Genomic DNA, 13,670 nt, shown 5'->3' on the forward strand with positions numbered 1-13,670 from the left:
CCCATGTTCCGTTTCCTCGGCACCGCGCGGCTCGTCGTCGTCGGCGGGGCGATCTCCTACCGGGCGCTGTTCAACTGGACGACCCCGCCGATGTTCATCGGAACCCTGCTGGTGGGGCCGCTCTTCCAGGTCCTCTTCTTCGTCTTTCTCGGCAGGGAACTGGGCGTCGCCGACGACCGGTTCTACCTTGTCGGGAACGCCGTCCTCGCGGCTTCCGCCTCCTGCGTGTACGGCGGCACGATGGCCGTCGCCAACGAGCGCCGGTACGGCACGCTCGGCGCCGTCCTGCTCTCGCCCCGGCACCGGGTTCCGCTGTGGATCGGCCGGGCCCTGCCGTATGTGCTCAACGGGCTGTTCGTCAGCGCCTTCGTGCTCACCGCGGCCTCCCTCGTCCTCGGTCTGCCGGTGCCCGCCGGGGCGCTGCCCGGGCTCGGTCTCGTGCTGCTCGTCGCGGCCGGTGCCTGCTCGGCGTTCGGGCTCGCCCTCGGCGCGCTCGGGCTCCGCTTCCGTGACGTGTTCCTGGTGTCGAACGTGGCCAGTTCCGTACTGCTCCTGCTGACCGGCGCGGCCGTTCCCCGGGACACGCTGCCGCCGTGGATGCGGGCCGCCGGTGAGCTGCTGCCGCTCACCCACGCGGCGGACGCGGCACGCGGGCTGACCGCCGGGGGAGGGCTCGACCGGGCCCTGCTCGGGGCGGAGCTCGCGGTCGGCGCCGGGTGGGCGCTGCTCGCCGTCGTCCTGCTCGGTGCCTTCGAGCGGGGCAGCCGGAGGCGGGCCACGCTCGACACGATGTGACGGAAGAGGGGGCGAGAGGCGGATCACTACCGGCCATCTTCGTGAAACCGTCCGGGACGCTCCGCGTCGTTCACCCGGAATTCGCGCCCACGACGCCCGGAGGTGTCAGCCTCGGCAGCGGGAGACGAACACCGCACGTGAACGGAACGGGGTACGGGCATGGAGAGCGGGCCGGCGATCTTCGCGGGGGCGGCGTTCACGCTGTTCGGAGGCGCGCTGCTGCTGTGGACCACCGTGCGGACGATGCACCGTGAGCCCGTCGCGTACGGGGTCGCGCCGCGCACCGCGATCGCGGTGACGGGCGTCTTCGGAGCCGCCTCCCTGGTCCTCGGCGTCTGGTGCTTCGGCCGCCTCTGACCCTTGGGGAGGGTCCCTCCGGATCCGGTCCCGATCGCCTTCCCGATCCCTCCCCGGAGACTCCGGAGCGGACGGCCCGCCCCGCCCGACCGGGAGTCCGGGCGGCAGGAATGCCAGGACTCGGGTTACCGTTCGAGTGGCCGTTGCGGGCTTTCGCCGTTTGACACGGGGGCGGGTTGTACCGTCACACTCCGCAGCGACGGGAGCGTCACCGTCCGTGCCGCTGCCGTGCGTGCCAGCACCGTACGTGCCAGAGAGTGTCGATCCGGAGAGAAGAGCGAAGTTGTCCCCGACCAGCGAAGCCGCACACGGCGGCCGCCGACTCGTCATCGTCGAGTCGCCTGCCAAGGCGAAGACGATCAAGGGCTACCTCGGCCCCGGCTACGTCGTCGAGGCGAGCGTCGGGCACATCCGAGACCTCCCCAGCGGTGCCGCGGAGGTGCCCGAGAAGTACACCGGTGAGGTGCGCCGTCTCGGCGTCGACGTCGAGCACGACTTCCAGCCCATCTATGTCGTCAATGCCGACAAGAAGGCGCAGGTCAGGAAGCTCAAGGAGCTCCTCGCCGAATCCGACGAGCTCTTCCTCGCCACCGATGAGGACCGCGAGGGCGAGGCCATCGCGTGGCACCTCCAGGAAGTCCTGAAGCCCAAGGTCCCGGTCCACCGGATGGTCTTCCACGAGATCACCAAGGACGCGATCCGCGAGGCCGTCGCCAACCCGCGCGAGCTGAACCAGCGCATGGTCGACGCCCAGGAGACCCGCCGCATCCTCGACCGCCTGTACGGCTACGAGGTCTCGCCGGTCCTGTGGAAGAAGGTCATGCCGAAGCTGTCGGCCGGCCGCGTGCAGTCCGTCGCCACCCGGCTCGTCGTCGAGCGGGAGCGCGAGCGCATCGCCTTCCGTTCCGCCGAGTACTGGGACCTCACCGGCACCTTCGCCACCGGCCGCTCCGGTGACGCCTCCGACCCGTCGCAGCTGGTCGCGCGCCTCGCGGCGGTCGACGGCAAGCGGGTCGCGCAGGGCCGTGACTTCGGCCCCGACGGCCGGCTCAAGAGCGAGAGCGTGCTCCACCTGGACGAGGCGAACGCCCGGAGTCTGGCGGCCTCGCTCGCCGACACCGCGTTCTCCGTGCGGTCGGTCGAGTCGAAGCCGTACCGCCGCTCCCCGTACGCCCCCTTCCGGACCACCACCCTCCAGCAGGAGGCGAGCCGCAAGCTGGGCTTCGGTGCGAAGGCGACCATGCAGGTGGCGCAGAAGCTGTACGAGAACGGCTTCATCACCTACATGCGTACGGACTCCACGATCCTCTCCGACACCGCCGTCTCGGCGGCGCGGGCGCAGGTCACGCAGCTGTACGGCGCCGACTACCTGCCGGAGAAGCCCCGCGTCTACGCGGGCAAGGTCAAGAACGCGCAGGAGGCGCACGAGGCGATCCGCCCTTCGGGTGATCGTTTCCGCACTCCCGCGGAGACCGGTCTGACCGGCGACCAGTTCCGCCTCTACGAGCTGATCTGGAAGCGGACCGTCGCCTCCCAGATGAAGGACGCGACCGGGAACTCGGTCACCGTGAAGATCGGCGGCCGGGCCGCCGACGGCCGCGACGCCGAGTTCAGCGCGTCCGGCAAGACGATCACCTTCCACGGCTTCATGAAGGCCTACGTCGAAGGCGCCGACGACCCGAACGCCGAGCTCGACGACCGCGAGCGGCGCCTGCCGCAGGTCGCCGAGGGCGACGCGCTGACCGCCGACGGGATCACCGTCGACGGCCACGCCACCAAGCCGCCGGCCCGCTACACCGAGGCCTCGCTGGTCAAGGAGCTGGAAGAGCGCGAGATCGGCCGCCCGTCGACGTACGCGTCGATCATCGGCACGATCCTCGACCGCGGCTACGTCTTCAAGAAGGGCACGGCCCTCGTGCCGTCCTTCCTGAGCTTCGCCGTCGTCAACCTCCTGGAGACGCACTTCGGGCGACTCGTCGACTACGACTTCACCGCCCGGATGGAGGACGACCTCGACCGCATCGCGCGGGGCGAGGCCAAGTCCGTGCCGTGGCTGAAGCGTTTCTACTTCGGTGAGACCGAGGGCGGTACGGCCGCCACCGGCGGCGCCGCGGACGCCGGCAACGGCGACGGAGACCACCTCGGCGGTCTGAAGGAGCTCGTCACCGACCTCGGCGCGATCGACGCCCGCGAGATCTCGTCCTTCCCCGTCGGCAACGACATCGTGCTCCGCGTCGGCCGCTACGGCCCGTACGTCGAGCGCGGCGAGAAGGACGCCGAGGGCCACCAGCGCGCCGACGTCCCCGAGGAGCTCGCGCCCGACGAACTGACCATCGAGCTCGCCGAGGAGCTGCTCGCCAAGCCGAGCGGTGACTTCGAGCTGGGCGCCGACCCGGTCAGCGGCAACCAGATCGTCGCGAAGGACGGCCGCTACGGCCCGTACGTCACGGAGATCCTGCCCGAGGGCACCCCGAAGACCGGCAAGAACGCGGTGAAGCCGCGCACGGCCTCCCTCTTCAAGTCGATGAGCCTCGACACCGTCACCCTGGAGGACGCGCTCCGGCTGATGTCCCTGCCCAGGGTCGTCGGCGCGGACGCCGAGGGCGTCGAGATCACCGCGCAGAACGGCCGCTACGGCCCGTACCTGAAGAAGGGCACGGACTCGCGGTCGCTCACCGAGGAGGAGCAGCTCTTCACGGTCACCCTCGAAGAGGCGCTCGCGATCTACGCCCAGCCGAAGCAGCGGGGCCGGGCCGCGGCCAAGCCGCCGCTGAAGGAGCTGGGCACCGACCCGGTCAGCGAGAAGCCCGTGGTCGTCAAGGACGGGCGCTTCGGCCCGTACGTGACGGACGGCGAGACCAACGCCACCCTGCGGACCGGCGACAGCGTGGAGGACATCACGCCGGAGCGCGGCTACGAGCTCCTCGCGGAGAAGCGGGCCAAGGGACCGGCGAAGAAGACCGCCAAGAAGGCCCCGGCCAAGAAGACGACCACCGCGAAGAAGACGGCCACGAAGACGGCGGCGAAGAAGACCACCGCCACCAAGGCCACGGCCGCCAAGAAGACGGCCGCGAAGACGACGACGGCGAAGAAGACGACCGCCGCCAAGAAGACGGCGGCGGCGAAGCCGGAGTAGTCCCGGCAGGACCTCGAAGGGTGGGGTGGAGGCAGCGGCCTCCGCCCCGCCCTTCGCCTTGTCACAGGCTCGTCCGGATGTTCGGGCGGAGGCCGCGGGGAGCAATCCCGTCCGGATAGGGTGGACGGATGACGCGAGCAGAGCAGCCAGACCGCCTCGGCGATTTCGACGCCGCACTCGTCGCGGATTCGGGGGAGCGTGCCGTACGCGCCCTCTTGCGCCATCAGCCGTTGCGCAGACTGTGGAGCGCCCAGCTCGTCGGCAGCACCGGCGACGCCCTCGCCCTGCTCGTGCTCGTCCTCCTCGGCCTCCAGGCGGCCGTCACCGAGGGCGCGCTCGGAGGCGGCGAGCGGGGTGCCGCGCTCGCCGTGGCCGCCGTCGTCGGCGCACGGCTGCTCGCCTCGCTCCTCTTCGGGGCCGTCCTCCTCGGGCCGCTGACCGCCCTCACCGGGCCCGGCGGGGCGCTCGACCGTCGCTGGACCATGATCGGCGCCGACGCCGTCCGGATCGCGCTGCTCGTCATCGCACCGCTGTGGATCGACTGGACCCCCGGCAACGCCCTCTGGTACCTCCTCGGCACCGTGTTCGTCACCGGTGCGGCCGAGCGGCTCTGGACGATCAGCCGCGAGGGTGCCGCACCCGCGCTGCTGCCCTCCCCGCCGATCGAGGGCGGGGCCGTAAGGCCGCTGCCCGACCACCTCGGCGCGCTGCGCCGGCTCTCCCAGCGGACCGGCTTCCTCGCCGTCCCGGCGGCGGCCGCCGTCCTGCTCGTCGCCACCCTGGTCGGCAATCTGCTGGGCGCCGGCATCGACTGGTTCACCCTGCACCAGGCCGCCCTCGGCTCGTACGTCGCCGCCGGGCTCTTCGCCGCCTCCGTCACCGTCCTGTACGCGATGGCGCTCCCCGGCGGGGCGACGCCCCGGCCCCGCTCGCCCCTGGAGGGCCTGCGCCGCCCGGCCGGCGAGAAGGGCCGTACGGGAGCCGTCTCCCCGCTCGTCCTGGCCTGCGCCACCGTCGCCGGGGCCATCGCCGCCGCCGCGTCCGTCGCCGTCCTCCACGCCTACGACCTGGGCGGTGGCCCGGTCACGTACGCCCTCCTGATCCTGGCGCTCAGCGGTGCCACCGCCGTCGGCATCCGCACCGCGAGCAAGGTCCTGCCCGTCCTGTCCCGACGCCGGCTGCTGGCCCTCGTCACCGCCGTCACCGGCGTCGCGCTGATCGCGATGGGCCTGGTGCCGGACACGGCGACCGTGCTGTTCCTCGCCGTCCTCGCCGGATACGCGGCCGGAGTCGCCGCCCACACCGGCCACACCCTCGTCGACCAGGAGACCGAGGAGCCCCGCAGGGCCCGGACCACCGAGCACCTCCAGGCCACCGCCCGCGTCGCCATGGCCGTCGGCGCGCTCGCCGCGCCGCTGCTCGCCGCCGCGATCGGGCCGCACCGGCTCGCCTCCGGCGACTTCGTCCTCGCCCACGGCGGCGCCGCCTTCACGCTCGCCCTGATCGGCGCCCTGCTGCTGCCGGTCGCCGCGCTCGTCCTCGCGAAGACCGACGACCGGGCGGGCGTCCCGCTCCGCCGCGACCTGCGCGACGCGCTGCGCGGCTCCGACCCGGCGCAGGCGCCCGCCGCGACCGGCTTCTTCATCGCCCTGGAAGGCGGCGACGGGGCCGGCAAGTCCACCCAGGTGCAGGCACTCGCCGAGTGGATCCGCGCCAAGGGCCACGAGGTCGTCGTCACCCGCGAACCCGGCGCCACCCCCATCGGCAAGCGGCTCCGCTCGATCCTCCTCGACGTGTCGTCGGCGGGGCTCTCGAACCGCGCCGAGGCCCTGCTGTACGCGGCCGACCGCGCCGAACACGTCGACTCCCTGGTCCGGCCCGCCCTGGAGCGGGGCGCGATCGTCCTCTCCGACCGCTACATCGACTCGTCCGTCGCCTACCAGGGCGCGGGCCGTGACCTCTCCCCGACCGAGATCGCCCGTATCTCGCGCTGGGCGACCGACGGTCTCGTCCCGCATCTGACCGTGGTCCTCGACGTCTCCCCGGAGACCGCGCGGGAACGGTTCACCGAGGCGCCCGACCGCCTGGAGTCCGAGCCGCCGGAGTTCCACGCGCGCGTACGGGCCGGATTCCTCGCCCTCGCCGCCGCCGACCCCAGCCGCTACCTCGTCGTCGACGCCGGCCAGGAGCCCGAGGCCGTCACCACCGTCGTGCGCCACCGGCTCGACCGGATGCTGCCGCTCTCGGAGGCCGAGGTGAAGGCCGTCGAGGAGGCCCGCCGGAAGGCCGAGGAGGAGGCGCGCAGGAAGGCCGAGGAAGAGGCCGCCCGCAAGGCCGAGGAGGAGCGCCTGGAGCGCGAGCGCCAGGAGCAGCTCGCCAAGCTCCGTGCCGAGGAGGAGGAGCGCAAGCGGCGCGAGGAGGAAGAGGCGCGCCGCCTGGAGGCCGAACGCCAGGCGGAGGAGGCCCGGCGCCGGGCCGAGGAGGCCCGGATCGCCGCCGAGGCCGCCGCCGAGGAGGAGCGGAAGCGACTCGCGGCCGAGGAGAAGGCCCGCCAGGAGGAGCAGGAACGACTCCGCAAGGAGGCCGAGGAAGAGGCACGGCTGCGGGCCGAGGCGGAGGAGCGCCGCCTGGAGAAGCAGCGCAAGGCCGAGGAAGCCCTGCTCCGTGCCGAGGAGGCCCGCCGGATGGCCGAGGCCGCCTCCGCCGCGAAGGCGGCCGAGGAAGCCGCGGCGAGGGCCGCGGCCGAGAAGATCGCGGCCGAGGCGGCGGCCAAGGCCGCAGCCGAGCGGGCGGCGGCCGAGCGGGCCGCGGCGGAGATCGCGGCCGCCCAGCGCGCCGAGGCGGCGAAGGTCGCCCGGCAGCGGGCCGCGGCCGAGAAGGCCGAGGCCGCGAAGAAGGCGGCGGAGGCCGAGGCGAAGGCCGCGGCCGACGCGAAGGCCGCTCAGGAGAAGGCGGCCACCGAGGCCAAGGCCGCTCAGAAGAAGGCGGAGGCCGAGGCGAACGCGGCCGCCGCCGCGCGGAAGGCCGCCGCCGAGGCCGCCGAGCTCTCGGCGAACGAGGTCACCCAGCCGACCCCGATCGTGAAGCCCGGGGCCGTCGCGAAGCCGGACGCCGCGGCGAAGCCCGACCCCCGGACGGCCGTACGGCAGGACCCGGAGCCGGACGGGCCGACGGTGTCGCCCGACGAGATCACCGTGGCCACCCCGATCGTGAAGATGACGAAGCCGGAGGCCGAGACGACCGTCCTGCCCCAGGTCGGTGGGGCGCGGGGCGTGGACGAGACCGCGGTCCTGCCCGCCGTACGGGACACCGAGTCGACCGCCGTGCTGCCCTCCGTACGGGCCGACCGGGTGCCTCCCGTACGGGCCGATCGGGCGTCCGACCCCGCCGACCGGGTGCCGCAGGGCATCTTCCGCGACGCGCGGGAGGAGCCGCACGGGGCGAACGACCGGACCCGTGAGCTGCCCCAGCTCGACGAGAACGGCCGGCCGCGCAGCCGCTCCGACTGGGCCGAGGAGACCCCGCTCGACGATCTCCCGACGCTCGCGGACGAGCTGTTCGGCCCGCACGACGACGAGGACGAGGGCCCGCGGCGCCGCCGCTGATCCTCTTCCCCGGCCTTGGGGGTGGAGCTGGCTCCACCCCCAAGCCGGAAGCCAGCTCCATGCCGCTGTGAGCCGCGTTTTTCTAGCGTTGTCGGCATGAAGACGACTGCAGTGCCGGAGGGCGGCGCCCACGCCCGGGAAGCCGCCCTCGCTCCGGGAGCCGCCCACGTCCCGGGAGCCGCCCTCGCGGATGCCGCCCTCGCCCTCGACGGGGTGGGACGGACGTACGGACGCGGGGCCCCGGCGCTCGAACGGGTGAGTCTGGTCGTGCCGCGCGGCCGGTTCATGGCGGTGATGGGCCGGTCGGGTTCCGGCAAGTCCACCCTGCTGCGGTGCGCGGCGGGACTCGAACGGCCGACGACCGGGACGGTACGGATCGGCGGCACCGACCTCGCCACCCTGAAGACCGCCGGTCTCACCCGGCTCCGGCGCGACCGGGTCGGCTTCGTCTTCCAGTCGCTGAACCTCGTCTCCGCCCTCAACGTGCGGGAGAACGTCACCCTCCCGCTGCTCCTCGCCGGAGCCCGCGAGGGCCGGGCGCTCGACGCCCGCGCCCTCGCCGGTCTCGAGGCGGTCGGGCTCGCCGACCGGGCCGAGGACATCCCGGAGAACCTGTCCGGCGGCCAGCGCCAGCGGGTGGCCGTCGCCCGTGCCCTGGTCAACGAACCCGAGGTGGTCTTCGCCGACGAGCCGACCGCCGCGCTCGACCCGGTCACCGCGGCGGGGGTCCTCGCCCTGCTGCGCCGCGCGGTCGACGAGCGGGGCACCACGGTCGTCCTCGTCACCCACGACCCGGTGGCCGCCGCCTGGACCGACGAGGCCGTGTTCCTCGACGGGGGCCGGCTCGTCGGGCGGCTCGACCGTCCGGACGAGTCCGGGGTACGGGAGATGCTCGGCGCGCACGCGCCCGCCGGCCACGCCGGCGCCGGCTTCCACCGTGTGGCGGTGGCCCGATGACATCACTGGGGAACCCCGCGGTCCGGCTGCTCGCCGCCCGCTCCCTGCGCTCGCACCGGAAGGCGTGGGCGGCCGTGTTCGCCGCCGTCGCCGTCACCACCGCGCTGCTCGGGGCCCTGGCCCTCGCCGCGGGCTCGGCCGGGCTCGGCCACGCGCGCGTGGAGCGGTACGCGGCCGCGGCCGTCGTCGTCGCCGGGGACCAGGAGGTCCGCTGGACGACGAAGCCGTGGGGCGGCGAGCCGACCACGGAGACGGCCGGACTGACCGAGCGGGTACGGGTGCCGGGCGCGGCCGTCGACGTGGTGCGGGCCGTTCCCGGGGTCCGGGCGGCGGTGCCGGACCACACCTTCGCCGTACGGGAGCAGGGGGCGGACGGTCCCCAGGACCGGCGCGTGTACACCGGGCGGTCCTGGGAGGCGGCCCGACTCGCTCCGTACCGGCTCGTGGAGGGCCGGGAGCCCCGCACGGCGGACGAGGTCGTGACGGGTGGCGGTGCCGGTGGCGGCGCGGGTGCGGGTGCTCGTGCCGGTGTCGCGGCCGGGGTCCGGGTCGGGGACGTCGTGGCCGGGCGGAAGGTCGTCGGTCTCGCCGAAGGGCCCGCCGCGCTGTACGTCACGGCGGCGGAGGCGCGGAAGCTCGCCGGGCACGCGGGCGCCGCCGACGCCGTCGGGGTGCTCGCCCGGCCCGGCGTCCCCGTGGACACCCTCCACGCGCGCGTACGGGCCGCCCTGGACCGGGCCGGACTCAAGGACACCGCCTCGGGCCGGCCGCTCCGGGCACTCACCGGCGACGGCCGGGGCGGTGCCGAGCACCTCGCCGCGCCCCCCGCGCGCATGGAGCTCCTCCGACTGCTCGCCGCCGTCTCCGGGACCCTCGTCCTCGTGGCCGTCCTCGTCCTCGCCTCGCTCGTCGCGCAGGCCCTCCAGCAGCGTGCCGCCGAGCGGGAGCTGCTGCTCTCGGTCGGGGCGACCCCCCGTCAGATCCGGGCGGCCGCGGGCCGGGAGGTGACCCGGGTGGCGGGGCTGGCGGCGCTGCTCGGCGCGGTCGCGGCCGTACCGGTGTTCCTGGGGCTGTGGTCGGCGCTGCGGGGCCGTACCGGAGTCGTACCGGAAGGCCTCGAACTGCCCGTCCCGCCCTGGCTGTTCGCCGCCGTCCTCGTCGCCGCCGGTGTCGTGCTGGGCATCACCCGGCTCGTCGCCCTCTCCGCGACCCGGAAGCCGGGGCGGCCGGGGAAGGGGAGTGTGCGGAAGGTCGTCGGGATGGTGCTGCTCGTGCTGGGCGCGGGATCGGCCGGAGCGGCCGGTGTCCAGGGCGGCGGGGCGGCGGCCGCCGCGGCCGGAGCCGCCACGGTGACGCTGGTCGCCGGATGCGCGGTGCTCGGGCCGTGGATCGCGGGGGCCGCCATGAAGGTCCTGGACCGGCCGTTCCGCCGGCTCGGCGGTGCGCCCGGACGGCTCACGGCGGCCGGTGCGGGCGCCCACTCGCGCCGGCTCGGGGCGGCGCTCGTCCCGGTCGTCCTCGTCACCTCCTTCGCCCTGGTGCAGCTCTCGGCGGGTACGACGATGGAACGCGCCGCCGACGCGCAGGCGCGGGCCGCGACGACCGCGGATCTCTCGCTCTCCGGTACGACGGCGGAGCGGGTGCGGAAGCTGCCCGGCGTCGACACGGCCACGGACGTGCTGCGTTCGACCGTCGTCCTGGCCCGGACGGAGGCCGGTACGCCGCGCCTCGACCGGCTGCCGGTCCTCGGCGTGGACGCCGCGGGCCTGGCCGGCACGCTCGACCCCGGTGTCGTCGCCGGTGACCTGGCCGGACTCGCCCGGCCGGGCACGGTGGCGGTCGGTGCGGCCATGGCCGACTCCCTGGACGTGAAGCCCGGTTCGACGGTGGAGCTGCGGCTCGGCGACGGCGTCCGGAAGCGGCTGCGGGTGGTCGCGGTCTACGAACGCTCGCTCGCCCTGGGCGAGTTCCTGCTGCCGAAGGCCGAACTGGCCCCGCACATGAGCGATCCGTACCCCGCGCGCGTGCTGGCCGCCACGGAGGGGGGCTCCTCCGCCGCTCCCGTGACACCCGAACAGGTGACACTTCCGGGCGCCGAACTGAACGGGATCGTGTCGGCGGCGATCGTCTCCGCGATCGGCGGGCTCACCCTCCTCTCCGTCCTCAGCACCCTCACCCTGATCGGAGCCGGGCGGCGCGGTGAGCACCGGCTGCTCGGCCAGGTGGGAGCCTCGGCCGGTCAGCTGCGCCGGATGCTCGGCCTGGAGGCCGGGTTCCTGACCGTCACGGGTCTGATCGTCGGGGCCGTGGTGGGCGCGCTGCCGCTGACCGCCTTCGCCTGGGCGCTCACGGGCGGCCTGCCGTACCTGCCGCCCGAGCAGGCGGCGCTGATCGCCGGAGCGGTCGTGGTCACGGTGGTCGCGGGCGTGTTCCTGCCCTCGCGGCGGCAGCGGGCGTGAGCCGGGCCCGGGCGGCGGCGGCCCGGTCCGGCGCGCCGGACCCGTCCCGGGCGGGCACTCCGTCCCGGGCGGCGGCTCAGGCGTCGAGATAGGCGAGCACGGCGAGGACCCGGCGGTGGCCGCCGCTGTCGGTCGGCGGCAGGCCGAGCTTCAGGAAGACATTGCCGATGTGCTTGTGCACGGCCCGCTCGGTGACCACCATCGAGCGGGCGATCGTGCCGTTGTCGTGCCCCTGGGCCATGAGTTCCAGAACCTCGCGCTCGCGGGGCGTGAGGGAGTCCAGCGGGTCGTCGCGGCGGCGGGCGAGGAGTTCGGTGACGACCTCCGGGTCCAGGGCCGTACCACCGGAGGCGACCCGTTCCAGAGCGTCCAGGAACTCGTCCACCCGGCCCACCCGGTCCTTCAGGAGGTAGCCGACGCCCCGGGCGCCGCCGCCCAGGAGCTCGGCCGCGTAGGTCTCCTCCACGTACTGGGAGAGCACCAGGACCGGCAGATCCGGCAGCTGCTCGCGGGCCGCCAGCGCCGCTCGCAGCCCCTCGTCGCGGAAGCCGGGCGGCAGCCGTACGTCGAGGACGGCCACGTCCGGGCGGTGCTCCAGGAGCAGCGGCAGGATCTCGGGGCCGGTGGCGGCGACCCCGGCGACCTCATGGCCGGAGGAGGTCAGCAACAGCACCAGGCCCTCCCTCAGGAGGGCGTTGTCCTCGGCGATCACCACACGCACGGAAGCTCCACTTCGATCATGGTCGGGCCCCCTTCGGGGCTGGTCAGTCGTACGGTGCCGTCCAGCGCGGCGACCCGGCGGCGCATGCCGACGAGCCCGGAGCCGCCGCTCTCACCGGCCTCGGCCCCGCCACGGCCCTCGTCCTTCACGCGGACGCGGAGAGCGGTCGGTTCGCGGGTGAGGGCGACGGAGGCACGGGTGGCGCCGCTGTGCTTGGCGGCGTTGGTGAGGGCCTCGGCGACCACGAAGTACGCGGCGGCCTCGACGGCGGCGGGCGCGCGACGACCGTCGGCGGGCCGGGGGACGGAGGGTGCCGGTGCGGTGTCGGAGGCCCGGGGGCCGGCCGGTGCGGCCGCCGGTGCCGGTTCGCCGTCGGCGGCCCCGGCGCCGTCGGCCAGGCCCGTCACGGACACCCGCACCTCCAGGCCGCTGCTCGCGGCCAGCGCCCGTACCGCCCCGGTCAGTCCCCGGTCGGTGAGGATCGGCGGGTGGATCCCCCGCACCACGTGCCGCAGCTCGGCCAGCGCCTCCTCGGCCTGCGTCTGCGCGTCGTCGAGGAGTTTGCGGGCCGTCACGGGATCGGAGTCGTAGGCCCGTTTGGCCAGACCGATCCGCATGGAGAGCGCCACGAGACGGGCCTGCGCGCCGTCGTGCAGATCGCGTTCGATCCGGCGCAGCTCGGCGCCGTGCGCGGCGATCGCGCCCGCCCGGGTGGCCGTCAGCTGCTCGATGCGGGCGGCGAGCGCGGCGTCCCGGGCAGCCGAAGGGGCGGGCGTGAGCAGGATGCGGGACCACTCGGCCCCCAGATCGGCGAGCCGGCCGATCAGCGGCAGGGCCACCGGCCGCCGTCCCGCGAGCCCGGTCCCCACGCCGTCGACGATCAGCGCGGGCAGCCACAGCACCAGCGAGACGTACCAGAGCGCCATGCCGTAGAGCAGCTGTGCGGCGGCCCAGACCAGGTCCCGGCCGGTGCCGGGGTCGGTGACGGCGGTGCGCACGCGCGCGGGGAGCGGGCCTTCGAGCGGAAGGTACGCCTCCGGGACGGGCGTCCCGGTCCACGCGGCGGTGCGGTGCCGTTCCCGGCCGGCGAGCCGGCGCAGCAGCAGCACGCTCTCGGGGAGCACACCCGCGCCGATGACGGTGACGGTGAGGCAGGCCGCGAAGAGGGCGACTCCGGCCATCAGGTGGCAGAGGATCGCGATCGCGGCCCCGCTCAGCAGTTGGAGCGACGCCCGGGCCGCTTCCTTGATCGCGTCGCGCATACGGCCAGGTTATGCGGGAGGACCCGAGAGCCGCGGTGGTGCAGGCACCACCATCGGTCCGGGGGCGGGCACCGCTGTGCGGGGAGCCCGGGGCGACGAAGATCGAATCCGTACCGCCCGCACCTCTTTCCCCGCCTCCCGGGACCTTCCCGCTTCTACCCCTCGTTCCCCTCGGCTTCCCCGACCCACGGAGATTCCCATGCGCTTCCTGCTCTGGCTGCTGCTCGCGGCGGCGGTCCTCGGCAACGCCTACATCAACACCTTCGCCCACCTCGCCGGCGCCACCCACGTCGCGGCGAGCGTCTGCAGCGGGGTGGCGGTGCTGGGCTCGGCGATCGGCCTGTGGCTGACCCGCCCCCGCGCGGAGGCCCGATGACG

The 13,670-nt window shown here is 74.6% G+C and carries 9 protein-coding genes; 7 read left to right on the top strand and 2 right to left on the bottom strand.

Features of this window, described 5'->3' with window-relative positions; all coding sequences use genetic code 11:
• The first annotated feature begins 3 nt into the window (after positions 1–3).
• The 6 genes from IE311_RS14730 (at position 4) to IE311_RS14755 (ending at position 11,309) form a co-directional block, all read left to right on the top strand.
• Positions 4–795: an ABC transporter permease gene (locus IE311_RS14730; RefSeq protein ID WP_229901930.1), complete on the top strand. Its 792-nt coding sequence runs from the start codon at positions 4–6 to the stop codon at positions 793–795.
• Positions 796–954: 159 nt separating this feature from the next.
• Positions 955–1,152: a hypothetical protein gene (locus IE311_RS14735; RefSeq protein WP_189832116.1), complete on the top strand. Its 198-nt coding sequence runs from the start codon at positions 955–957 to the stop codon at positions 1,150–1,152.
• Between the two features lie 283 nt (positions 1,153–1,435).
• A complete protein-coding gene (topA, locus tag IE311_RS14740) occupies positions 1,436–4,288 on the top strand; it encodes a type I DNA topoisomerase (protein WP_189832117.1) in 2,853 nt (950 codons plus the stop codon).
• 128 nt (positions 4,289–4,416) lie between these two features.
• Entirely contained in the window at positions 4,417–7,893 is a 3,477-nt protein-coding gene (gene tmk / locus IE311_RS14745) for a dTMP kinase (protein WP_189832118.1), read from the top strand.
• A 96-nt stretch (positions 7,894–7,989) separates the two neighbouring features.
• Positions 7,990–8,850, top strand: a complete 861-nt coding sequence (locus IE311_RS14750; RefSeq protein ID WP_229901931.1) for an ABC transporter ATP-binding protein — start codon at positions 7,990–7,992, stop codon at positions 8,848–8,850.
• The gene (locus IE311_RS14755) at positions 8,847–11,309 is read left to right on the top strand and encodes an FtsX-like permease family protein (protein ID WP_189832119.1); all 2,463 of its coding nucleotides are present in this window, start codon (positions 8,847–8,849) and stop codon (positions 11,307–11,309) included. Before IE311_RS14750 ends, IE311_RS14755 begins: the two co-directional genes overlap by 4 nt.
• 76 nt (positions 11,310–11,385) lie before the next feature.
• Here IE311_RS14755 and IE311_RS14760 read toward each other — a convergent pair whose 3' ends face one another.
• Positions 11,386–12,030: a LuxR C-terminal-related transcriptional regulator gene (locus tag IE311_RS14760; RefSeq protein ID WP_189832120.1), complete on the bottom strand. Its 645-nt coding sequence runs from the start codon at positions 12,028–12,030 to the stop codon at positions 11,386–11,388.
• On the bottom strand, positions 12,018–13,292 hold the full coding sequence (locus IE311_RS14765; protein WP_189832121.1) for a sensor histidine kinase: 1,275 nt from the start codon (positions 13,290–13,292) through the stop codon (positions 12,018–12,020). The genes IE311_RS14760 and IE311_RS14765 overlap by 13 nt, the downstream gene beginning before the upstream one ends.
• A 199-nt stretch (positions 13,293–13,491) precedes the next feature.
• Between IE311_RS14765 and IE311_RS14770 the strand changes: the two genes are divergently transcribed.
• A complete protein-coding gene (locus IE311_RS14770; protein WP_189832122.1) occupies positions 13,492–13,668 on the top strand; it encodes a hypothetical protein in 177 nt (58 codons plus the stop codon).
• The last annotated feature ends 2 nt before the right edge of the window (positions 13,669–13,670 follow it).

The organism is Streptomyces zaomyceticus, from assembly GCF_014656215.1.
In the GTDB taxonomy this organism is placed as follows: domain Bacteria; phylum Actinomycetota; class Actinomycetes; order Streptomycetales; family Streptomycetaceae; genus Streptomyces; species Streptomyces zaomyceticus.